Below are 24604 nucleotides of genomic sequence, written 5' to 3' on the forward strand. Positions count from 1 at the left end.
TTCTCACTGCAAATTGCTGATGATTTTGGCATTGCTTGTTCAGACAAACAACCTCATTAAGGCGACAGGTTATATTTTTGCATCCGATATAACAGTGTATCGCGGCTTATCCCTAACATGCGAGCGGCTTTTGAGCGATTACCCGCCGCCATATCCAGTGCTTGTTCAATGAGATCCAGTTCCACTTTTGCGAGATCAATACCGCTGGCTGGTAGCACAAATTGATGCTGCTGAATGGCGACTTCCGGACGCATTTCCCTAGGTAGATCACCGGGCTGTAATAATTCTCCAGGGTGCAAGAGTGCAAGCCGTTGACATAAATTTTGCAACTCTCTGATATTTCCCGGCCAGCTGTAATGCAAAAGACTCTGTTCTGCTTCTTTCGATAGTCTCACTACAGCATTATTACCCGCATAAACTTTCAGGTAATGTCTCATCAATAAGGAAATATCCTCAGAACGATCACGCAGGGCTGGTAACTCAATCGGCACCACCTGCAAGCGATAAAACAAGTCGGGGCGGAATCTTCCCGCTTTTACTTCAGCTGGTAAATCAGCACTGGTCGCTGCCAGAATACGAACATCGGCAACATGTAAACGATGACTTCCCTGCAACTGACACTCACCCGCTTCTAAAAAGCGTAATACTTTTGCCTGGACAGATAATGGCAGAGCATCGACTTCATCCAGAAAAACCGTACCACCCTCTGCCGCTAGTAACCGGCCACGGAACGTAATCTCACCTTGTTCATTACTTCTACCAAATAAATCCAGTTCCACCTCTTCAGTTGGCAACGCAGCACAATTAATCGTAATAAGCGCATTGTCACGACGGCGACTTTGTTCATGCAGGCTTAAAGCAATTAACTCTTTGCCAGTACCCGTTTCACCACTGATTAGAACACTGGCATCACTGAGAGCAATCATGGGTAATGTACGCAAAATGTGAGTTAAATCAGGCGATTGACCTAAAATATCATTCATTACGTTTACCCCTGCATCTGATGTTGATGGTCAGGCATGGCATGGTGTTCATGCAAACTTTCCATTGGCCAGAAAAGCGTCGCGACTGCCATCAGAATGATCAGTAAACCGGCAGCTTTACGTAAGTTTGCTGAACGTCCCAATGCTGCTAACATTCCTGTAAATAATCCAGCCCCCATCACCGCGGGCAAAGTGCCTGCCCCAAATGCCAACATGACCAGCCCACCTTTAACTGGATCCCCAGCCGTTGCCGCCACAGCCAGTGCTGCGTAAACAAGTCCACATGGTAACCAGCCCCAAACCATACCAAGGAAAAAGGCCTGACTAACTTTACGCACGGGCAACAACTTCTGACCTATCGGCTGTAACCACCGCCACAAAGGGGCCCCCATACGCTCAGCACGAGCAAACTTAGGAAACCAGCCTGCTAGATATAAGCCCATGGCAATCATGACGATGACTGACAAGACTCTGAGCACCCAATGCGCGTTGAGCTGCGTTAATGGTGAACTCAATAACCCCACGATGACACCGGCAAAGCTATAGCTCAGAATACGACCCACGTTGTAATTGAACACAAACGGTAGCATTCGTCTCTGACTCTCACGAACCTCTTTAGGCAAACTTAAGGTCAGTGCGCCAATAACCGAACCACACATAGCAATACAGTGAACTGTACTGAATAAACCGAGTAAAAAAGCGGTGATATATGAACTGGTAATAGCAGCCATGCTGTCAGTTTCTCTTTATTTTTAGACTAAATATCAGATTAGCATGCCATTTCAGCATGAGTTTGTGTCATTTCACACACTGTTTTTTGAAAAAACATACTTCTTGATAGAGATAACTTCCTATGATTTTTGGTTGAGTTATATGAGAGAGAAGATAAATGAAACGTACTAGCCTGTCACTTAGCATTGTGCTGAGTTTTGTACTACCCTCGATGGCCTATGCCGAGCATAGCCATGATGTTGAAGAACTAGAAAAAGTCACTGTTTCTGGGCAAGCCATTCAGCCTTTTCCTCAAGAAAGCGCTGGGCTTCATCTGGAAGCGCTCAAATCAAAACGTGCCCAATCAAGTGATACGGCATCATTATTGAAAGGCATTCCAGGCGTATCGCTCTATGGCGCGGGTGGCATAGCGAGTTTACCGGTCATTCATGGTTTGGCTGATGATCGTCTACGGATCAAGGTTGATGGCATGGATTTGATTTCAGCTTGTGCCAACCATATGAATCCACCGCTTTCGTATATTGCCCCAAATAATGTCTCTGAATTAAAAGTCTATACAGGCATCACTCCAGTCAGTGCTGGTGGAGACAGCATAGGTGGCACCATCGTCGCCAAAAGCAAACAACCGGAGTTTGCTAAAGATGCTGACAGTGTTTTATCAAAAGGAGAAATCGGGGCGTTTTACCGGAGTAATGGCGATGCGCGTGGAGCAAACTTATCCACGACATTAGCTACAGAAAACTTCAGTCTGAATTACACAGGTTCGACTAGTAAGGCAAATAATTACGATGCGGCAGATAGTTTCAAGGCGGCTGGACCGGCAGCCTCAGATAGAGGCTGGTTGGATGGAGATGAAGTCGGATCAACCGCCTATGAAACCCGTAACCACGCTTTAAACCTTGGCTTTAAGCTCGATAATCACTTATTACAAGTCAAACTAGCACACCAGAATATTCCTTACCAAGGCTTCCCCAACCAACGTATGGATATGACGGAAAACCGTAGCAATAGTATTAATTTCATTTATAACGGACTGTTTGACTGGGGGGCATTGGAAACCTCGCTCTACAGAGAAAAAACCCATCACAAAATGGATTTTGGTGATGATAAACAATTTTTATATCAAACAGGAATGGCGCCACCTGCTTATGGTATGCCGATGGAAACGGAAGGTGATAATCGTGGATTCAGCACTAAAGTTGAAATCAATGCCAATGAGCGTGATCTATATCGAATAGGTGCCGATATCCAGCAATACCGTCTTGATGACTACTGGGAAGCATCAGGTGGCATGATGATGTCACCAAACACATTCATTAATATCAATAATGGCCAACGTGATCGTTATGGCGTTTTTGCTGAATGGGAAGCTAACTGGAATTCAAAATGGACAACACTGGCGGGTATTCGTCACGAAACAGTGAAAATGGATGCCGACACTGTACAGGGTTATAACGCCACAAATTATGACCCGACAGCTTTTAACAATGCAGATAAGAGCAAAACCGATAATAATATCGACATAACATTGATGGGTCGTTTTACGCCCTCAGACAATGCTCGCTATGAGTTTGGCTATGCTCAGAAAACACGATCACCTAATCTCTACGAACGTTATGCCTGGTCAACGAACGGCATGGCAATACGTATGGTGAATCTAGCCGGTGATGGTAATGGTTATGTCGGTAATGTGGATCTGGATCCGGAAGTCGCACACACCATCAGTTTTACCGCTGACTGGCATGATGCCGAGCAGCAGGACTGGAATATCACTTTCACCCCCTACATCAGCTATGTAGATGACTTTATCGATGCTGGACGCTGCAGTGGTCAAACAGGGATGATGGCGGTATGTACAGCATCTAATCTGAGCACGACCGATGACTTCGTTTATCTTCAGTATGACAACGTCTCGGCGAAGTTGTATGGCGCTGATTTGTCTCTAGCTAAACATCTTTATCACGATGACAAGATGGGTCATCTCAGCGGCCAAGCGGTGTTCAGTTATGTCAGGGGTAAAAACCGGGATACCGGTGATAATCTCTACAACATCATGCCTCTCAATGCGACATTCACACTGCAGCATGCAAAAGGCGCTTGGCATAACACGGCGGAATGGCAAGTGGTTGCCGCTAAGGATCGTGTGAGTAGTGAACGTAATGAGCAAGAAACGTCTGGTTATGGCTTATTAAATTTACGCACCAGCTACCAATGGAAACAAGCTCGTGTTGATTTTGGTATCGAAAATGTTCTGGATAAGGCTTACAGTGAACCTTTATCAGGCGCTTATACTGGCCAGGGTATGACGATGTCTGGCTCAGGTGTACCTTGGGGTGTCACCGTTCCCGGTATGGGTCGTTCATTCTACACAGCGGTCAGTTATTCTTTTTGATTGACACAAGGCGTCTCTGAAACCGATTATCAGAGACGCCTTTTTTATATTAAGTCAGGCTATGACGCTTAACTTCAGATCAACCTTCCTTAGCTGTTCCACTTCATGCTCTAAGTCTGCTTCCGTCAGTGGATGTTCTTTCAACCAGCCATCAGGCAGGACCAGTTCCATTTTTTTACCGTCTAATTTCAGTTTAATGTAGGTGTCCGCACGCTCAGAACGTCCACGGTTAAACACCATAGCCAATCGCAACAACACGGTTAAACGCTGTGTAGTGAGTTGCATTTCATCCGGTAATTTATTGATATGTTTCTTCGGAAACGAGCGGCGCTGTCCTCTGACCATCACGGATAAAGCATGTTGCTCTTCACGAGAGAAGCCGGGTAAATCTGAATGTTCAACTAAATAAGCTGAATGCTTATGAAACTGATTGTGAGAAATGGCTAAACCGACTTCATGTAATTTGCAGGCCCATTGCAGGCGGTGCAATAACTCATCATGATCCAGCTCCCAGTCATGGGCGACTTGCTCATAAAGCTGTGATGCCATCACCGCAACGCGCTCCGCATGGGCTTCATCGACGTGGTAGCGTCGCATCAAAGCCAGCACAGTACGGTCACGTTCATCATCATGCTGAATACGACCGAGCAGGTCATACAATAACCCTTCTCTAAGAGCGCCATCCGATACGATCATTTTTTCAATGCCAAGTCGCTCAAAGGCAGCAGCCAAGACACATAGCCCACCCGCGATGACATTATTCCGCTCTTCGGATAACCCTTGTAATTTGGCTTCTTCAACACTACCGGCTTCGATAAGATGATTGACCATCTTTTCCAATGCCTTGGCAGTAATGATGCCATCATCTGCCCAGCCTTGTTCTTTACAAATATTGGCAACAGTGCGAATCGTACCAGATGCACCAATCGCTTCCTGCCAACCTGCTTGTCGATAAGGTCGCTGAATGTAGCGGATGCGTCTCGCCGCCGCTAGCATGGCATGCTGCATTTGCGTTGCTGTGGTTTTGCCATCAGCAAAAAACTTTTGTGAAAAACTGACACAGCCCATTTCCAGGCTTTCTCGCATCAAGCCTTTAAAGCCATCTCCTATTATGAATTCGGTGCTGCCGCCACCGATATCCATCACTAAACGACGACTATCATCAAAAGCCAGCGAGTGCGCCACACCCAGATAAATGAGACGTGCTTCTTCTTCACCGGTAATAATTTCTATGGGATGGCCTAAAGCGAGACGCGCCTGTCGTAAAAAACGGCGTGAATTGTGAGCGATGCGTAAGGTGTTGGTGCCCACGACCCTGACACTACCATAAGGTAGGTCTCTAATACGCTCTCCAAACCGCTCTAAACAGGCGATGGCACGTTCCTGCGCCTCGAGCGAAAGATAATGATGTTTATCCAGTCCAGCACGCAGCTGTACCATTTCCCGAAGTCGATCCACCACCTGGAAGTGACCATCTCGCATTCGAGCAATGATCATATGGAAGCTATTAGAGCCTAGATCTACGGCCGCCAGCACATCTTGATTTGTTTCTTGCATAGCACCTATCAGTTCAGTTTTAGGTTTATTCTGCACTAGCTGATTGCTGGTGGACAATGTTAAATCGTTTTTTTCATAAAAAAGCCCGGTCTAAAATGCAGCCGGGCCTTTTGTAAAAGCGATAAGAACCATCGATTTTTATTCAATAATTTGACCTTTAATCACTTGCTCGGCTTTTTCAATACTCAAGTGACGCACATCTTTACCTTCTACCAAATAAATAATGTGTTCACAGATGTTATTCGCGTGGTCACCAATGCGTTCCAACGAGCGCGCAGACCACATCATATCAATGACACGCGTCACGGCACGAGTATCTTCCATCATATAGGTCATAAGCTGACGAAGAATGGCTTCATATTCTGCATCTACTTCACGGTCTTCTTTGGCGACACGAAGCGCCATATCGACATCAAATCGCGCAAAGGCATCTAATGCATCACGCAGCATGCCACGCACATGGTTACCCATTGCTTGCAGCTCACGGTAGTTGTGTTTTGGACGGTCCTTTTCAGACAGATTCAGTGCCATTTTGGCAATACGTACTGACTCATCTCCAATACGTTCTAAATCGGTAATGGTTTTTAATATGCCTGATACCAGACGTAAATCCCCTGCCGTTGGCTGACGAAGTGCAATAATCTGAATGCACTCTTCATCAATGCTCACTTCCATTAAATTGACGTCTTCGTCATTAGCAATCACTTCACGAGCGATATCGGCATCACCTTTAATTAATGCTTCCATTGCACTATGAACTTGCTGCTCGACTAGACCGCCCATCGCTAACACGCGAGAACGGATATCCTGTAATTCATTCTCGAACTGTTGCGAAATATGTTGGGAAGTAGTTGTAACCATGTCTTCTCTCCTCAGCGCCGATTAACCATAACGGCCGGTAATATAATCTTCTGTTTGTTTTTTACTTGGGTTAGTAAAGAGCTCATCCGTGGCACCAAACTCAATTAATTCGCCCATGTACATAAAGGCGGTGTAATCTGAAACGCGTGCTGCCTGCTGCATGTTATGCGTCACGATCACAATCGTATACTTCTCCTTGAGCTCGTAGATTAACTCTTCGATCTTTAAGGTAGAGAGTGGATCCAATGCTGACGCCGGCTCATCTAATAATAAAACCTCGGGTTCAATGGCAATCGCGCGGGCAATAACTAAACGTTGTTGCTGACCACCAGACATGCCCATTGCTGACTCATGCAAACGATCTTTGACTTCGTCCCAAAGTGCCGCGCCTTTTAATGATTTTTCCACCACCTTATCCAGTGTAGAGCGATCATTCACACCTTGCAGCCTGAGGCCATACGCTACATTTTCATAGATCGATTTAGGGAATGGATTGGGTTTCTGAAACACCATACCAACCTGACGGCGTAAGTCTGCCACATTCACTGAGGGTGAATTAATTTCCATATCATCCAGCAATAACTGGCCATCCATCCGAACAGTATCGATCAAATCATTCATGCGGTTAAAACAGCGTAACAAGGTAGACTTACCACAACCACTTGGACCAATAAACGCGGTGACGCGGTTCTTTGGAATCTGCATATTAATGTTGTGCAATGCTTGCTTATCACCATAAAACAGATTGAAATCTTTCACTTGCAGGCACAGTGTTTCATTGTCCAGGGTCACACGAGGGCCGCGTTGCATCGATTCAATATCAATACCTCGTGATACGTTTTTCTGTTCTTTCACTGCTTCCATCGTTTAACTCTCACTTGCTTTATAAGTTTCTCGCAGACGATTACGAATACCAATCGCTGCCAAGTTCAGCACAACAATTATCAGTACCAATAAAAAGGCGGTCGCATACACTAACGGTCTGGCGGCCTCAACGTTAGGGCTTTGGAACCCTACATCGTAGATATGGAACCCCAAATGCATGAACTGACGATCTAAATGCAGGTAGGGCGCGATATTATCAATCGCCAATGACGGCGCCAGTTTCACTACCCCTACCATCATAAGTGGTGCAACCTCACCAGCCGCTCGCGCTACGGCTAAAATCAATCCGGTCATCATGGCTGGTGCAGCCATTGGTAATACAGTCCGCCACAAGGTCTCAGCCTTAGTTGCCCCTAGAGCCAGGCTACCCTCGCGAATTGCTCTAGGAATACGTGACAAGCCTTCTTCTGTCGCCACAATCACGACTGGTACTGTCAAAATCGCTAATGTCAGCGATGCCCATAATAAGCCTGGTGAGCCAAATGTGGGTGAAGGCAATTTTGCCTGGAAGAACAGCTCATCCACACTGCCACCGATAAAATAGACAAAAAAGCCTAGACCGAAAACACCGTAAACAATCGACGGCACACCGGCGAGATTATTCACAGCAATCCGAATAAGTCGAACTACTGCGCCCTGTCTGGCATATTCCTTCAAATAAACAGCGGCAATAACGCCAAACGGTGTAACTAAGACTGACATAATCATCACCATCATGACTGTGCCAAAAATAGCCGGAAAAATACCGCCTTCTGTATTGGCCTCACGAGGCTCACCAGACACAAACTCCCAGGCATTATGGAAATATTGTCCCAATTTTTGCAGTGTCGTCATGGCATTGGGTTTATAGGCCTGAACAATTTTTGCCATGGGAATGTCTGCTTCACGACCATCAGCAATCCTGACGGTAATCTGATCCCGGTTCAGTCCTGTATAGAGTTCATCCAGCTCCACACGGATTTTTGCATACCGTGCATTGAGTTGTTGGCGCTCTTCTTCTATTTCTAAATAAGGCTGGCTACCTTTTTCAACGTCATTCAGTTCCAGACGCCGTTCATCAATCCGAAGCTCTTCAAGACCATGATTGATTTTGCCAATCTCCGATTTTTCAATCTCTTTTATTTTGCTGAATAAAGCATTACTGCGAGCCAGTCGGGTCTGAAACTCATCCCAGGCTTGCTCACCCTCCGCAACAATTTCACCTTGTTGCTTCACATTCACAAGGTAGCCATAGAAATTACCCCACTCGCGACGTTCTATTGACATCAGTCCCGCAGGTTTTTGAGTATCAGCTATCCAGGGATCATTAATCCAGCGAAAGTCGAGCCCAAAAAAGTCACGGTTACCGATTTTTAATAAAGTACGATTCGCTGTTTCTTGTCCTTCGGGTAAATGCACACCAGATAGTGCTAACCGTGCTGCTGGCACAGTTTCATGATCAACCCGCTCCCCTACTAACATGACTTTTTCTTCGCCGGGCTCGACATACGTCAGCTCGACAATATCAGCAGGCCAGAAATGACTTAATCCACGCACAGCGATAAGACCAATTAACCCCACTACCATGACCAGACTGATACTGACAGCACCAGCGTTTAACCAGACCCAGGGTTTACCGCTATCAAACCAGATTTTCATTGAAGAACGTTGTTTCATCCTATTTCCTACTACAGCGAACTGTATTTATTACGTAAACGCTGACGCACTACTTCAGCAACAGTATTCAGAACAAACGTTGCTAAAAACAACACTAATGCGGCCAGGAACAGAACCCGATAATGCGAGCTGGCGACTTCTGCCTCGGGCATTTCTACAGCAATATTGGCTGAAAGCGCTCGGAACCCCTCGAAAATATTAAAATCCATAATTGGTGTGTTACCGGTGGCCATCAACACGATCATGGTTTCACCTACAGCACGTCCTAGACCAATCATCACCGCCGAGAAAATACCAGGGCTGGCGGTTAGCAGCACCACACGTGTCATGGTTTGCCATGGCGTGGCACCTAGCGCTAAAGAACCAATAGTTAAATGCTTTGGTACACCAAAAATAGCGTCTTCAGTAATTGAAAAGATGGTTGGAATGACAGCGAAGCCCATCACCAAGCCCACAACTAATGAATTTCGTTGGTCATAATCAATACCCATTTCATTCAGGAATTGCGGCATATTGCCATCAAATAACCATAATTCAATTGCGCCACTTGAAGCCATGGAGACATACCCCACCAGCAGCACGATAGGAATTAAGATCGCAGGCTCCCAACCATCCGGGATACGCTCACGCCAGTGCTTGGGAAGTTTCGTCCAGCCCCAGGCGGTCAAAATAATCATGATGGGCAACATAAACAGTAAGGTAAAAACACCCGGTAGTTGATCTTCGACCAATGGGGCTAACCAGAGGCCCGCTAAAAACCCTAAAATAACGGTTGGTAATGCCTCCATTATTTCAATAGTCGGTTTCACAAAGCTGCGCATCCGTGGCGACATGAAATAAGCAGTGAAAATAGCGCCCATGATAGCGAGTGGCACTGCCACCAGCATCGCGTAGAAAGCAGCCTTAATGGTGCCGAAGGTTAGCGGCGTTAAACTGAATTTAGGTTCGAAGTCATTACTGGCCGAAGAGGACTGCCAAATATATTCTGGTTTATCACGGCTTTCATACCAGACTTTCTCCCATAAGGAATGCCATGAGATATCAGGATGTTCATTATCAATATCCAGCAACCTGACATCACCTTTATTGGTGAAGCTGATAAGACCATTGGCCCGAGGTGATAAAGCAATAACGGCATTATTATCAACATAAGGCTCAACCAGTAGCGTGCGATGAGCGGTAGTGTGGTAAATACCTAAGTGGCCGCTCTCATCCAGCGTGACAAAGCCTTTACGGGCCTGTTCTGGTGCGATGGCAATAATCGGACTGCTTTGTGCATCGAAACTACGCACATTATGTAATGTGTAGTTATTGTCTTTGTCTCTGACAGGAAACCATTGATCAATCTGACCGTCACTACGACCTATCAGGACTGAAATACCGCCCGTGAGGAACTCAAAGCTAGTGATATCGACCCCTGTCGGTACGGCTTTGATTTTCTGAATCAGTCGTGGCTTATTGAGATTCTGTACGTCGTAGTAATAAACAAACCCTTTATCATCGACCAGATAAAGTTCACGCTGATCAATATCGAGCTTAACCTTAGTCAGCTGACTAGCGCCTTCAACCACAATCTCATGTGCCTCTTCCTTGATAGTGAACTGTGTGTCATCAAGAAAATTAGCTTCTTTTTCAAAACGTTTTAAAACTAAACGTTTGTCTTCAGTGTAAGCGGCAAAAGTCGTTTTATCTTCGTAACTCTGAACGGAGAGTAAATCAATCGCCTGACCCTGAGCATCTATAAGGAGATGCTTTTCACCCAGCGGATAAGTGATTTCAGGCACAATTACTCGCTGTGTTCCGGTTGGATACGTGACCTTATAACGCTCTTTGAACACTAAAGCATGGCCATCAGCAAAGCCATAACTGAATACTCCGGTAGTGGCTGCGCCGGCACTGACGCTACTGATTACTTTTCCTTCCAGAGGCAAGCTGACTTCATTCATCGTCTTGCCGTTTTTTGCCTCAAAAAAACGGACACCACCATCACCATTCACTGCCATGGCCACGGTGTTGTATTCATTCAAGGATAAAAACACTGGCTGCTTTGTATCGCTGTGATAGGTAGCTTCCGTGTTGAGGCTGGCGCCTTGGAATAACGGCATCACAACATAAAGTAGATAGAAGAAAATCAGCACAATGGCGAGGATGACCGATATACCACCTACCGCCACGCCATATTTGGCTACGCGGTCTTTGGTTTCACGCCAGGCACGGCGGCGCTTTGCTACCTTGGAACCAGGCGCTGGTAATACACTATTCTCGACTGTTTGTTCTTGCATCTAGCCATACCACTTAAGTTTATTTTTTTGCTTTCTTCATTGCTAAACATACTGATTTGGAGTGTATTTAGCGATAAATTTAGAAAAAACGCCCCGTAAAAACGGGGCGCTTCTCTCGTATCTGCAAAGGCTTGCTCTATTGCAGCTTTTGCAATTCTTTTTCAACAACGGCATCTGGAAGTGGAATATAGCCATCTTTGACGACTACTTTTTGACCCACTTTAGACAAAATCATTTTAACGAATTCACGATCAATTGGTGCCAAAGGTTTGTTAGGCGCTTTGTTGATGTAAACGTACAGGTAACGTGAAAGCGGGTATGAACCATTAGCTGCATTGTCTAATGTAGCTGGTGTCATTTTGCCACCTTCTTCTTTTGCTAATGCCAGAGCCTTAACGCCAGACGTTTTATAACCAATACCTGAGTAACCGATACCGTTCAGTGATTTAGTCACACCTTGAACAACAGAAGCAGAACCTGGCTGCTCATTCACACTGTTTTTGTAGTCACCTTTACAAAGCGCATTATCTTTAAAATAACCGTATGTACCAGAAACTGAGTTACGTCCGTATAACTGAATATTACCTAAATCCTGACCTAACTGACTCCAGTTAGTGATGTCTTCTGGATAACCACATGTACGTGTTGCAGAGAAAATCGCATCAACTTGAGGAATTGTCAGACCATCGATTGGGTTGTCTTTGTGTACATACACAGCCAGCGCATCAATTGCCACACGAATTGGCGTTGCTTTATAACCATATTTCGCTTCAAAAGCCGCGTCTTCTTTGTCTTTCATTTTACGGCTCATTGGACCAAAATTAGACGTGCCTTCAGTCAAGGCAGGTGGCGCTGTTGAAGAACCCGCAGCCTGAATTTGAATACTGACATTTGGATATTCACGTTTGAACTCTTCGGCCCACATGGTCATCAAATTCGCCAACGTGTCTGAACCAACACTCGACAAGCTACCTGAAATACCACTCACTTTTTCATAGTCAGGTAAAGCAGGATCGACATCACCCGCAAATGTCAGCGGCGAGAAAGCCATTGTCATTGCAGCACCTAGCAGAGCAAGGTTTTTCTTGAACATAGTGTTCAACTCCCAAAGATTATAAGAAAAAAAGCAACGTTATTAACGTAAGCGCTAGGTAGTATGAGTTTTTCGTGTGACAAGCATATGAAAGTAATATGACAACTGTGTTACAACGGCAATATTGTTTACTTGCCAGCGACTTAGACCGGAATTTTCTCCACCGCAGACGTTTCAGGGAAACAGCACTTAAAGCTGCTACCCTTACCAAGCTCACTATTGATGATGAGCTTGGCACCGTGCCGCTGAAGTACATGTTTTACTATGGCGAGCCCAAGTCCTGTGCCACCCGCGTCACTACTTCGACCTTTATCAACACGATAGAATCGTTCTGTTAACCGCTCCAGATGATGAGCGGCAATCCCTTCCCCTTCATCAGCCACCTCAATGCACACACCATTGTCAGTTTCACGCCAACTCAGTGTCACTGAGCAGCCTGCTGGTGTGTATTTCACAGCATTGAAGACCAGATTTGATACTGCGCTGCGTACTTCACCTAAATCACACACAAGCCATTTATCAGTTTCTAGGTTAAGGCTAAATTGATGGTCATGAAAGTGCTCCAATGCTTTGGCATCTTCGATAATTGAATGCAGTAATTTTTCAACATCCGTTGGCACTCTGCGTAAGGACTTCTCCCCTGTTTCCAGTTGCGACAGTACCAATAAATCTTTGATCATCATATGCATGCGCTCACTCTGCTGGCGCATAGCAGGGAGGGCCATCTTCCACTGCTCCGAATCTGTGTCCTCTGTGAATGCTTCTAGGTATCCACGCAATACCGTTAACGGGGTTTTTAGTTCATGCGATACATTGGCAACAAAGTCACGCCGCATTCGCTGTAGCTTGATTGTTTGGGTGATATCACGAGCAATCAATAACCGGCCTGATCCCATGTAGTTGACTAATTTCACCTCTAGTTGAATATCTTCGTTTAGGGGTGATTTGACTGTTGCTGTGCCGCCCAGATGAATATGATTTTCCAGAAGCTGTTGAAAAGCAGGCTCGCGAATCAGATTATTAATCCTGACATGATTATCACGCGGCCAGCGCACACCTAATAATTCCCGGGCGGCCTGATTTGCCCAATCCACCTCACCATATTCACCAAGAACAACAATGCCATCAGGTAAGGCAGCGGTAGCCGACTGAAACCGCTTGAGGTAATCAGTCATTTTTTTCTTGCGATTGCTGTTTTGTTGGCGCATTTGTTCTATTTGACGACAAACATCATCAATCACGCCTTCCGCACTGGGGGAGCGCCGCTTTTTAGGTTTTTGTAACCAATACCAGAGTTTGTACCAATTATGCTGCAGCCACAAAGCGTAAGCCAAAGAGGCCACAAACATAAAAGCCATCATTTGACCAAACAAAAGCCCAACAAAACCTGCCAGACTGACAAGCGTTAGCAGTCGCCAATTATCCCATTGCATGATTCAGTTCGCTTAATCGACTGAAAAACGATAGCCAACACCTCTGACGGTCTGGATAAACTGATCATGACCTGTTGGTTCCAGCGCTTTGCGTAATCGGCGAATGTGGACATCGACTGTGCGTTCTTCAATGTATACCGTATCTCCCCAAACGTAATCGAGTAACTGCGATCGACCATACGCCCGTTCAGGATTTTTCATAAAAAAGTGCAGTAAACGAAACTCGGTTGGGCCTAACTCAACACGCACATCATCTACCGTCACCCGGTGACTCTTTGTATCCAGTACCAAATTCGCAAACTGTAACTTCTGAGCATCTTCATTTTCTGGTGGCTGGCAACGACGCAATACCGCTTTGATGCGAGCAATCAGCTCGGGGGGAGAAAAAGGTTTATTGACGTAATCATCAGCCCCTACCGCCAGGCCTTTGACCATATCTTCACTCTCACCTTTAGCGGTAAGCATGATAACTGGAATATTCGCCAGGAACTCATTTGCACGCAATCGACGAATAAATTCTATGCCATCAATGCCGGGTAACATCCAATCCAATAAAATCATGTCCGGTTGATCATTTTTTAAGACATCCAGACCTGACTCGGCATCACCTACTGAGACACAACTTAGACCTGCTTGCTTAAGGGTAAACGACAACATATCTCTGATGGCAGCATCATCTTCAACCACTAATACGCTTGTAGCCATAAAATTCGTCCAACTATTTGCTTCGATAATTAAGGGCTATCTTACCTCTGAATTATGACATTTTAGTAACAAGCGTGATTTTTATTGTCATAACAACGGATTAAACCCATCAAAAAATAAAAAAGCCACAGATTCTTAACAGAAGCTGTGGCTATATGACAGTTTTATGTCAACACATACATCCCTGTTTTAATTCATAATTCCTTTAATCATATAAAATAATGACGCCGATAAAACAGCTGCCGCTGGCACCGTAATTAACCAGGCTGTAATAATTTTTCTTACAATGTCGCGTTTGACATATAAGCTTTTCTTTTCTTTCTTCAGTACTTTCTTCGCTTTTTTCAGCGTATCTTTTTCGCGGTCAATCGAACTATATAATTGTGTGATACGTTGATAATCTGCCGCGGTTTTTTGCTTTTTATCCAACAGCATATTGAGCTCGCTACGTAAAGCACTCAATAAACGTTTTTCTTCTTGTATTTCTTGTTTGTCGCGCTCAATTTCCTGCTTCAGACTACTCGACTTATCCATCCATTCGCGTAAAAAACCGACCCCAAACACACCACCAATAGCAATATGTGTAGAGCTGACCGGTAAGCCAAGCTGGCTGGCAATAATCACTGTGATGGCAGCAGCCATGGCGATTGAAAAGGCACGCATTTGATCGAGCTCAGTGATTTCGCCGCCTACTGTGCGAATCAATCTCGGGCCATAGAGTCCCAAGCCAAGTGCAATACCAAAAGCACCTACGGCCATTACCCAAAAAGGTATACCTGCTTTAGCATTAATGCCTCCTGTCATTACGGCATCATGGATAGCCGCAAGCGGACCAATCGCATTCGCAACGTCATTCGCACCATGCGCAAAGCTCAATAAGGCTGCGGCAAAAATCAGCGGAATAGTAAACAGGATATTGATGCTTTCACGATCATTGTTTAATTTCGGCAAACGACGGCGCAATGAGGCTTTGACTAGAAAAAATGAAATAATCGCCAGAATCAAGCCGATGGTTGATGCTTGCAGCATAGTTGGTTTGTCAACGATTTCTACGGTGAAGAACCAGTCATTGATTAGGGTTAAGAATTTCGGCCAAATATGCTTCAGACCTTTTAACACCAAATACGTCACAAAAGCCCATGCCATTATCGAGACATAAACGGGCACCCATTTCAGTGATGCAGCTATTTTATTTTCTTGAAAAATAATGGTTTTTTTGATGGCAAATAAGAAGGCAGCAGCTACGACACCACCGATCACAGGGGATATGATCCACGATCCTACAATGGCGCCCATCGTGCCCCAGTTCACTATCTCAAATCCAGCAGCAGCAATACCTGCCCCCATTACCCCACCGACAATGGAGTGTGTGGTGGAGACGGGCGCCCGAGCAAAAGTCGCCATATTCAACCAAAGTGCAGCCGCTAATAAGGCTGCCATCATGGCCCAGATAAACGTGTCACTCTGCTGACCAAACTTATCGATATCGATGATGCCGTTTTTAATCGTGGAAACCACATCGCCACCAGCAATGATGGCGCCACTCGCCTCGAAGATCATCGCGATAATGATAGCGCCGGTCATCGTCAATGCTTTGGAACCGACCGCAGGGCCAACATTATTGGCTACGTCATTAGCACCAATATTCATGGCCATATAGGCGCCAAAAACAGTGGCTATCGCCAGAAAAAGATTATTAGGCACACCACCACTGGTGATGAAGCTATACCCTAAGACGGCCACCATAAAAAAAAGGGCCATGCCGATTCTGGTTAATTCGCCATGACTCTTCTTGTAAGCCTGTTTTTCAATTTTATGGATGTCTTTGATTTCCACGATCATTCCGTTTTTAACGACCCAAAACGGCGCAATTATTACAGCAATGTGACACAAGGCATACCCCAAACAAGACTGATGTAACTATTGCCTGCTATGATTGTCTAGTTATACAACCTTCTGACAAGCATTTGAGACTGATGAAAAAATTTTTATTTTTTATACTTCTGCTAAGCGTTTTTAATGCACATGCGCGCAGCAGCCTTTTTGATGGTCTAGGTTTCAGTAACAACGACGATGTTCCGCCACTTGTAGAAGAGGCGTTTCAATTTCGAGCAGAAGTGAATGATGCCAACAGTATTTTGGCGCATTGGAAGGTGCTGGAAGGTAACTACCTATACCGCGATAAACTACAGTTTGATGTCATCGGCAATGACAAGATAAAGCTTGGCAACATCAGTTTTCCTGCAGGAGAAAACAAACAGGATGAGACCTTTGGTCTGGTCGAAGTTTATCATGACGCCCTATCTGTCATTATTCCGATAAAGCAACGACCGGAGGAAGCCGTGACCTTCACCTTGAAGGCCCTTTTCCAGGGGTGCTCTGAAAAATTTGGCATCTGTTATCCGCCTTCCGAACAACAAATCGACCTGGCTTTACCCGCCATAAGTGGCGCTGTAGAACAAGATATTCAAGGTATCAACCCGCCTGCTGCCAGCCAACTTACCGAGCAAGACCGTATCGCTCAAAAACTCGAGCAGGAAAATCTGGGGCAAATCATCCTTGGTTTTATCGGTCTGGGTCTGCTACTGGCATTTACACCCTGCATTTTCCCAATGATCCCAATCTTATCCAGCATCATTGTCGGTGAGGGAGAGCATATCACTACACGCAGAGCCTTCACCTTATCATTAGTGTATGTGTTGGCCATGTCTGTCACTTATACAATCGCTGGTGTCGTGACAGGCTTGTTGGGTGAAAATTTACAAGCGATGTTCCAAAACCCATGGATAATCAGCGCTTTTAGTGCGCTATTCGTTATCCTCGCTTTATCCATGTTTGGTTTATACGAACTTCAACTTCCTCACTCAGTACAGCATCGCTTACATCAACTCAGTCACAAACAACAAGGTGGCAAATTGATGGGCGTGGCTGTAATGGGCTTATTGTCGGGCTTGATTGTTGGTCCCTGCCTGGCTCCACCACTGGCCGGAACCTTAATTTTTATCGGACAGCATGCTGATCCTGTTCTCGGCGGTCTCGCCTTATTCTCGCTGAGTATCGGCATGGGTATACCACTTCTGATTATCGGTACTTCTGCTGGTAAGCTCTTACCCAAAGCCGGTAACTGGATGCTCTTTATCAAATCAATTTTTGGTGTACTGCTGCTCGGTTTAGCTATCTGGATGCTGGAACGGATCATTCCCGGCTGGCTGACCATGAGCTTATGGGGAGGCTTATTGATCGTTTCAGCTGTCTATCTTGGTGCATTTAACCGACTTGATATCGATGCAACAGATTTCAACAAGCTTAATAAAGGACTGGGCTTAATACTCTTTATATATGGCACATTGCTTATGGTAGGCGGTGCAAGTGGTAATCAAAACGTTTGGCAACCTCTTCACGGCATAGTCAGTAGCTCAGGCAAATCAGCAGAAACTCAGCACCTTGCTTTTACTCAAATTGCTGATCTCGACGAGCTTAACCAACGTCTCGCATCCACAACACAACCCATAATGCTGGACTTTTATGCTGACTGGTGTACGGAATGCAAAACCATGGAAAGAACAACATTCCAAGATCCTGACGTGCTTGCAGCAATGAAAGGCTACACATTACTGCAACTGGATATGACAGAAAATACACAAGTGCATCAAGAAATGCTCAAAGCACTGCGTGTGTTTGGACCTCCCACCATGCTGTTTTTCGATAAAACAGGCCAAGAACTGTCACAACACCGACTTGTTGGCTTTGTGAAAGCTGACACCTTTTTAGACCATATTCGCCAAATGGCGAGTCAACCATAGAAATGCTCAGAAAGCCGTCTTTTCGGCGAAAATAGCAACAAAAAGCCGCTTTTTATTTCGACAAACTGGACATCATCAGTCTGCTGGTGCACAATTCCGCCTATTATCTTTGACCCTTAATTGAAGGATCGTAATGGCGAATATTGTTGTGCTTAACGGCCCCAATCTCAATCTGCTTGGGACACGCGAGCCCGAACATTATGGTGCAGATACGCTGGCCGATGTTCACCAACGCCTGGATGTCATCGCAAAAACAGCTTCACATCAACTCGATTTTTTTCAATCCAATGCAGAACACGAACTGATTAATAAAATTCATGCAGTTCAAGGGAAGGCTGACTTTATCATCATTAATCCAGCGGCATTCACACACACCAGCGTGGCTTTACGTGATGCTTTATCTGCGGTCAAAATTCCTTTCATCGAAGTACACATTTCTAATATTCACGCGCGCGAGACATTCCGCCATCACTCCTACCTGTCAGATATAGCAGTCGGTGTGATTTGCGGGCTCGGCACTCAAGGCTATGAATTAGCTTTGGCTGCCGCAATCAAACAACTAAACTCATAACGACTAAATATAAGGTTTTAGCATGGACATTCGTAAAATTAAAAAACTGATTGATTTGATTCAGGAATCTGACGTATCTGAAATTGAAATTTCAGAAGGTGAAGAGTCTGTACGCATTAGTCGTAATCAACATTCAGCTGCTATTTCTTACAGCACGCCAGCACCGACACACTATGCCGCTCCGGCTCCCGCACCAGCAGCACCTGCAGCCGCGCCAGCTGTTGCAGAAACAAGCAGCGCTGTAAATGAAGCCAATGCCGTGCGTTCACCTATGGTCGGTACGTTTTATCGCTCATCTTCGCCGGAAGCTGCGCCTTTTGTTGAAGTCGGACAATCCGTTTCGGCTGGCGATGTCATCTGCATTATTGAAGCGATGAAGATGTTCAATCAAATCGAAGCTGATCGCAGTGGCACAGTAAAAGCTATTCTGGTTGAAAATGGTGATCCTGTTGAGTTTGATGAGCCACTAGTCATTATCGAATAACAGTAACGCGGGCTATTCGTTAAATAGCTATTGCTCACTCTGAATTGTGGATTAAACCAAATTATGATCGATAAAATTGTTATTGCTAACCGAGGCGAGATCGCCTTGCGTATTTTGCGGGCCTGTTGGGAACTCGGTATTAAAACAGTGGCGGTTCACTCAACTGTTGACCGTGACTTAAAACACGTTTTACTGGCAGATGAAACAGTATGTATTGGCCCTGCCCCGTCGAATGAAAGCTACCTGAACATTCCAGCTTTAATTAGTGCTGCAGAAATCACTGATGCCACCGCTATCCATCCAGGTTATGGCTTCTTATCTGAAAATGCTGACTTTGCAGAGCGTGTTGAAGAAAGCGGCTTTATTTTTATTGGTCCACGTGCTGAAACTATCCGTTTAATGGGCGATAAAGTGTCAGCAATCAAAGCCATGAAAGAAGCTGGCGTGCCTTGTGTACCAGGCTCTGATGGTCCGCTTGGCAATGACGATGAAACCAACTTACGTCTGGCTCGTGAAATAGGCTATCCCATCATAATCAAAGCCGCTGGCGGTGGCGGTGGTCGCGGTATGCGTGAAGTTCACAGCGAAGCACATTTACTTAACGCCATTGCATTAACTCGTAGTGAAGCGAAAGCGGCCTTTGGTAATGGTATGGTTTATATGGAGAAATTCCTGGAAAACCCACGCCATATTGAATTTCAGGTACTTGCCGATCAACATGGTAATGCTATCCACTTAGGTGAACGTGACTGCTCAATGCAACGTCGCCATCAAAAAGTGGTCGAGGAAGCACCTGCTCCTGGTATCACCCCAGAAATGCGTGACCGCATGGGTAAAATTTGTGCGGAAGCCTGTGTACGTATTGGTTACCGTGGTGCAGGTACCTTTGAGTTTCTCTACCAGGATGGTGAATTCTATTTCATCGAGATGAATACCCGCATCCAGGTAGAACATCCGGTCACTGAACGCGTAACGGATGTTGACTTACTGGTACAGCAAATCCGTATTGCTGCAGGTGAGCCACTTTCTATCAAACAAGAAGACATTGTCATGCGCGGTCATGCCATTGAATGTCGTATCAATGCGGAAGATCCTCGTACATTTATGCCTAGCCCGGGACAAATAACCTCGTATCATGCACCAGGCGGTGCCGGCATCCGTATGGACTCTCATATTTACAGTGGTTATCGTGTTCCACCTAATTATGACTCGCTGATTGGTAAAATGATCGCCTATGGTAAAACGCGTGATATCGCGATTGCCCGTATGCAAACAGCGTTAAAAGAAATTGGTATTGAAGGCATTAAAACCAACGTTGAATTACAACGTGACATCATGGATGACACCCACTTCCAAACGGGTGGTACCAATATTCATTACCTCGAAAAGAAACTGGGTCTGTAATCACTATGGCCTGGATTCAGTTTATTTGTAACACCACATCAGACAAGGCAGATGCCTTGTCTGATGCATTTTCAGAGTGTGGTGCAGTCGCTGTCACATTTGAAGATGATGCGGATCAACCTATCTATGAACCGGATCTAGGGACAACACCACTGTGGACAGCCACTCGGATTGTGGCGTTATTTGATGCTGAAACGAATCCAGATGACGTCGGCAATATGTTATCAACACTGATAACCGATCCACCGTCTTATCGGGTAGAAGCTGTTGAAGACAAAGACTGGGAAAGAGAGTGGATGGATAACTTTCATCCTATCCAGTTTGGCGAGCGTTTGTGGATATGTCCTAGCTGGCATACACCACCCGCAGCTGATGCTGTCAATATTATGCTCGATCCTGGTTTGGCGTTCGGTACCGGTACACACCCCACTACCGCTTTATGTTTGAACTGGTTAGATCAAGCCGATCTTAAAGGTAAATACGTCATTGATTATGGTTGTGGCAGTGGCATTTTAGCGATTGCGGCAGCACTGCTGGGTGCTGAGCGAGTCATTGGTGTCGATACCGATCCTCAGGCGCTTGAAGCGACACGTGCCAATGCGGCGCGAAATGGCGTCGAAATCGAAGCCTATTTACCCGGCGATTGTCCGGATGAACCGTGTGATTTATTGCTGGCCAACATTCTTGCTGGTCCATTGCAAACCCTGGCACCACTGTTTGCTAACCTTGCCAAGCCCAATGCAGAGATTGTCTTGTCAGGCATCTTACAAGTACAAGCAGAGGAAGTATCTGAAAGCTATCAAGCCTGGTTTGATATGCAGCCAGCAGTTGTCAAAGAAGATTGGATTCGATTAAGCGGCACACGTCATGCTCGGTAAAACCATCGCCATCGGGCCATATCACTTACCTAATAATTTATTTCTGGCCCCTATGGCAGGTGTAACAGATCGTCCCTTCCGCCAGCTTTGTCGTCGCTTGGGCGCTGGCATGGCTGTATCAGAAATGATTACAGCGAACAAAGCCTTGTGGGCCAGTAAAAAATCCTTATTAAGAGCGAATCATGCTGGTGAGCCTGAACCCCGAAGCGTACAGATTGCTGGTGCCGATCCGGTCATGATGGCTGAAGCAGCAAAGCACAATGTGGATCAGGGTGCGCATATTATCGACATTAATATGGGTTGCCCTGCAAAAAAAGTCTGTAATGTCATGGCGGGCTCGGCCTTGTTACAAGATGAATCCCTCGTTGCCAACATTCTTGAGTCAGTAGTGAATGCCGTAGATGTCCCTGTCACACTAAAAATTCGCACCGGCTGGGACAGAGATAACCGCAATGGATTAACCATTGCTCGAATTGCGGAACAATCAGGCATACAAGCCTTAGCCATTCACGGCAGAACACGGGCTGATGCCTACAAAGGCGAAGCCGAATACGACACGATTGCAGAAATAAAAGCCACGGTCACTTCAATACCCATCATTGCCAACGGCGATATCGATTCCCCACTTAAAGCCGCTGAAGTCCTCAATAAAACAGGTGTCGATGGTTTAATGATTGGCCGGGCGGCACAGGGTAACCCATGGATTTTTAGACAAATTCTCCATTACCTTGAGCATAACAAACTGTTATCATCTCCTTCTCTTGCAGAGATTCGTCAGATCTTGATTGAGCATCTAGAAAACCTGTACGATTTTTATGGTGATTATTCAGGTGTGAGAATGGCACGCAAACATATTGCTTGGTATAGCAAAGGTTTACGTAATGGAAATGCCTTCCGTCAGGAAATGAATTTACTCGAATCGCCGCAGCAACAAGTAGACTTTACACGTCAGTTTTTTGATCAACTACAAGAACAACAGGATATACAAGCCGCATGACTCAACCGCTAGCCAAAGATAAAACAACATGCGCAGAGCTAGCTGTCGCGGCTGAGCAGACAACGGCGCCACTCAGTGTGTGTGTATCACGTGCTCTGGCCGATTATTTTGAGCAACTCGAAGGCCATCCTGCTGCCAACCTGTATGAAATGTTAATGACGGAAGTCGAAGTGCCTCTGCTCAAAGCAACACTAGAACATACCAATGGTAACCAAAGCCGTGCAGCGGAAATTCTCGGTATTAACCGTGGTACATTACGTAAAAAACTCAAGCAATACGGCTTATAAATCGATTTTTTATCTCCTGGAAGTGATTTTCAATGAATCAAATCAAACGTGCTTTATTGAGCGTATCTGACAAAACAGGTGTGCTTGAACTTGCCCAGCAATTAAACAAGTTAGGTGTAGAACTGCTATCTACTGGCGGTACAGCAAAATTATTAGCTGAAGCAGGTCTGCCTGTAAAAGAAGTGTCATCACATACTGGCTTTCCTGAAATGATGGATGGTCGCATCAAAACATTACACCCTAAAATTCATGGGGGATTACTCGGTCGTCGTGGCACAGATGATGCCATCATGACAGAGCATGATATCGCGCCGATTGATCTGGTTGTGGTCAATCTTTATCCGTTTGAAGCCACCATTGCGCGTGATGACTGTACCTTACCGATGGCCATTGAAAATATCGATATCGGTGGCCCAACCATGTTACGTGCAGCCGCTAAAAACCATTCTGATGTGACGGTATTGATTGATCCTGCAGATTACGCCAACGTTGTGGCACAAATCGAAACCAATGGTGGAGTAGATGATGCAACCCGTTTCGATTTAGCGGTTAAAACATTCGAACACACAGCCCATTATGATGGTGCTATCGCTAACTATCTGGGTAAATTAACGGGTGATGAAAAAGCCACTTTCTCACGCACCTTTAATAGCCAGTTCGTGAAAAAACAAGATATGCGTTACGGTGAAAACCCGCATCAAAATGCCGCTTTCTACACTGAAGCAAATCCTGCTTCAGGCACCATCAGTGCAGCCACACAGTTGCAGGGTAAAGAACTGTCATATAACAACATTGCCGACACTGATGCTGCGCTTGAATGTGTCAAAGCATTCCCAGAAGCACCGGCCTGTGTGATTGTTAAACATGCCAACCCTTGCGGTGTGGCGGTATCTGATAGCTTACTTAAAGCTTATGATTTAGCCTACGAAACAGATCCTACTTCAGCATTCGGTGGCATCATTGCATTTAACCGTCCATTAGATGCCGATACAGCAAAAGCCATTATTGACCGTCAGTTTGTTGAGGTCATCATTGCACCATCTATCACGGATGAAGCACAAGCCATTGTGGCGCAAAAAGCCAATGTGCGTTTATTAGCGTGTGGTGAGTTTGTCAGCAATACTGAAACGGGTCTGGATTACAAACGGGTTAATGGCGGTTTATTAGTTCAGGATCGTGATGAAGCACTGGTGCAGAAAGCTGACCTGAAAGTAGTCACAGAACAGGCGCCAACCGAAGAGCAAATGGCCGACTTATTATTTGCTTGGCGTGTGGCTAAGTTTGTGAAATCAAATGCGATTGTTTATGTTAAAAACCAGCAAACAGTGGGCATCGGCGCCGGTCAAATGAGCCGTGTTGTCAGCAGCCGCATTGCGGGTATTAAAGCGGAAGATGCAGGTCTGACTGTGCCGGGTGCCGTGATGGCGTCTGACGCATTCTTCCCGTTTAGAGACGGGCTTGATGCCGCCGCTGCTGCCGGTATTAAAGCGGTGATTCAACCGGGTGGCTCAATGCGTGATGACGAAGTCATTGCCGCTGCCAATGAACATGGTATTGCCATGGTATTTACTGGCATGCGTCATTTTAGACACTAAATACAC

20 protein-coding genes are annotated in these 24604 nt (G+C 45.5%); 9 read left to right on the top strand and 11 right to left on the bottom strand.

Annotation, left to right across the window (positions count from 1 at the left end; translation table 11 throughout):
• Positions 1 to 56: 56 nt before the first annotated feature.
• Positions 57 to 983 (bottom strand): sigma 54-interacting transcriptional regulator, encoded by a 927-nt coding sequence (locus tag B3014_RS10005; protein ID WP_289244119.1) that lies wholly within the window; start codon positions 981 to 983, stop codon positions 57 to 59.
• Between the two features lie 5 nt (positions 984 to 988).
• Entirely contained in the window at positions 989 to 1714 is a 726-nt protein-coding gene (locus tag B3014_RS10010) for a sulfite exporter TauE/SafE family protein (RefSeq protein ID WP_289244120.1), read from the bottom strand.
• A gap of 158 nt (positions 1715 to 1872) precedes the next feature.
• Here B3014_RS10010 and B3014_RS10015 point away from each other — a divergent pair, with 158 nt between their 5' ends.
• Positions 1873 to 4107, top strand: a complete 2235-nt coding sequence (locus B3014_RS10015; RefSeq protein ID WP_289244121.1) for a TonB-dependent receptor — start codon at positions 1873 to 1875, stop codon at positions 4105 to 4107.
• 54 nt (positions 4108 to 4161) lie between these two features.
• Here the strand turns inward: B3014_RS10015 and ppx are convergent, their stop codons facing one another.
• From ppx to B3014_RS10060, 9 genes are all read right to left on the bottom strand, one after another.
• Positions 4162 to 5664 carry an exopolyphosphatase gene (gene ppx / locus B3014_RS10020; RefSeq protein WP_289244122.1) on the bottom strand — a complete coding sequence of 501 codons (1503 nt, stop codon included), beginning with the start codon at positions 5662 to 5664 and terminating at the stop codon, positions 4162 to 4164.
• A 138-nt stretch (positions 5665 to 5802) separates the two neighbouring features.
• Positions 5803 to 6525, bottom strand: a complete 723-nt coding sequence (phoU, locus tag B3014_RS10025) for a phosphate signaling complex protein PhoU (RefSeq protein WP_289244123.1) — start codon at positions 6523 to 6525, stop codon at positions 5803 to 5805.
• A 21-nt stretch (positions 6526 to 6546) separates the two neighbouring features.
• A complete protein-coding gene (gene pstB, locus B3014_RS10030) occupies positions 6547 to 7389 on the bottom strand; it encodes a phosphate ABC transporter ATP-binding protein PstB (RefSeq protein ID WP_289244124.1) in 843 nt (280 codons plus the stop codon).
• Positions 7390 to 7392: 3 nt separating this feature from the next.
• Entirely contained in the window at positions 7393 to 9066 is a 1674-nt protein-coding gene (pstA, locus tag B3014_RS10035; protein WP_289244125.1) for a phosphate ABC transporter permease PstA, read from the bottom strand.
• Between the two features lie 11 nt (positions 9067 to 9077).
• Positions 9078 to 11348 (bottom strand): ABC transporter permease subunit, encoded by a 2271-nt coding sequence (locus B3014_RS10040; protein WP_289244126.1) that lies wholly within the window; start codon positions 11346 to 11348, stop codon positions 9078 to 9080.
• Between the two features lie 136 nt (positions 11349 to 11484).
• Positions 11485 to 12441 carry a PstS family phosphate ABC transporter substrate-binding protein gene (locus B3014_RS10045; RefSeq protein WP_289244127.1) on the bottom strand — a complete coding sequence of 319 codons (957 nt, stop codon included), beginning with the start codon at positions 12439 to 12441 and terminating at the stop codon, positions 11485 to 11487.
• Between the two features lie 143 nt (positions 12442 to 12584).
• Positions 12585 to 13874, bottom strand: coding sequence for a phosphate regulon sensor histidine kinase PhoR (phoR, locus tag B3014_RS10050; RefSeq protein ID WP_289244128.1), 1290 nt, complete (start codon positions 13872 to 13874; stop codon positions 12585 to 12587).
• A gap of 12 nt (positions 13875 to 13886) precedes the next feature.
• A complete protein-coding gene (gene phoB / locus B3014_RS10055) occupies positions 13887 to 14579 on the bottom strand; it encodes a phosphate regulon transcriptional regulator PhoB (RefSeq protein ID WP_289244129.1) in 693 nt (230 codons plus the stop codon).
• Positions 14580 to 14768: 189 nt separating this feature from the next.
• Positions 14769 to 16415, bottom strand: coding sequence for an inorganic phosphate transporter (locus B3014_RS10060; protein ID WP_289244130.1), 1647 nt, complete (start codon positions 16413 to 16415; stop codon positions 14769 to 14771).
• Between the two features lie 140 nt (positions 16416 to 16555).
• Between B3014_RS10060 and dsbD the strand changes: the two genes are divergently transcribed.
• The 8 genes from dsbD to purH all read left to right on the top strand — a co-directional run bounded on the left by dsbD (position 16556) and on the right by purH (position 24598).
• Positions 16556 to 18382, top strand: coding sequence for a protein-disulfide reductase DsbD (dsbD, locus tag B3014_RS10065; protein WP_289244131.1), 1827 nt, complete (start codon positions 16556 to 16558; stop codon positions 18380 to 18382).
• A gap of 133 nt (positions 18383 to 18515) precedes the next feature.
• The gene (aroQ, locus tag B3014_RS10070; protein WP_286303467.1) at positions 18516 to 18953 is read left to right on the top strand and encodes a type II 3-dehydroquinate dehydratase; all 438 of its coding nucleotides are present in this window, start codon (positions 18516 to 18518) and stop codon (positions 18951 to 18953) included.
• Between the two features lie 22 nt (positions 18954 to 18975).
• Complete coding sequence (gene accB, locus B3014_RS10075) at positions 18976 to 19437, top strand: acetyl-CoA carboxylase biotin carboxyl carrier protein (protein ID WP_286303466.1); 462 nt, start codon at positions 18976 to 18978, stop codon at positions 19435 to 19437.
• 63 nt (positions 19438 to 19500) lie between these two features.
• Positions 19501 to 20841, top strand: coding sequence for an acetyl-CoA carboxylase biotin carboxylase subunit (gene accC / locus B3014_RS10080; protein ID WP_286303465.1), 1341 nt, complete (start codon positions 19501 to 19503; stop codon positions 20839 to 20841).
• Positions 20842 to 20846: 5 nt separating this feature from the next.
• A complete protein-coding gene (gene prmA, locus B3014_RS10085) occupies positions 20847 to 21719 on the top strand; it encodes a 50S ribosomal protein L11 methyltransferase (RefSeq protein ID WP_289244132.1) in 873 nt (290 codons plus the stop codon).
• Positions 21709 to 22716 (top strand): tRNA dihydrouridine synthase DusB, encoded by a 1008-nt coding sequence (gene dusB, locus B3014_RS10090; RefSeq protein WP_289244133.1) that lies wholly within the window; start codon positions 21709 to 21711, stop codon positions 22714 to 22716. The genes prmA and dusB overlap by 11 nt, the downstream gene beginning before the upstream one ends.
• Positions 22713 to 23003 carry a DNA-binding transcriptional regulator Fis gene (gene fis, locus B3014_RS10095; protein ID WP_286303464.1) on the top strand — a complete coding sequence of 97 codons (291 nt, stop codon included), beginning with the start codon at positions 22713 to 22715 and terminating at the stop codon, positions 23001 to 23003. Before dusB ends, fis begins: the two co-directional genes overlap by 4 nt.
• Positions 23004 to 23035: 32 nt before the next feature.
• Complete coding sequence (purH, locus tag B3014_RS10100) at positions 23036 to 24598, top strand: bifunctional phosphoribosylaminoimidazolecarboxamide formyltransferase/IMP cyclohydrolase (RefSeq protein ID WP_289244134.1); 1563 nt, start codon at positions 23036 to 23038, stop codon at positions 24596 to 24598.
• Positions 24599 to 24604: the final 6 nt, after the last annotated feature.

The sequence above is a fragment of the Methylophaga sp. UBA678 genome (assembly GCF_002299105.1).
Lineage (GTDB): Bacteria > Pseudomonadota > Gammaproteobacteria > Nitrosococcales > Methylophagaceae > Methylophaga > Methylophaga marina.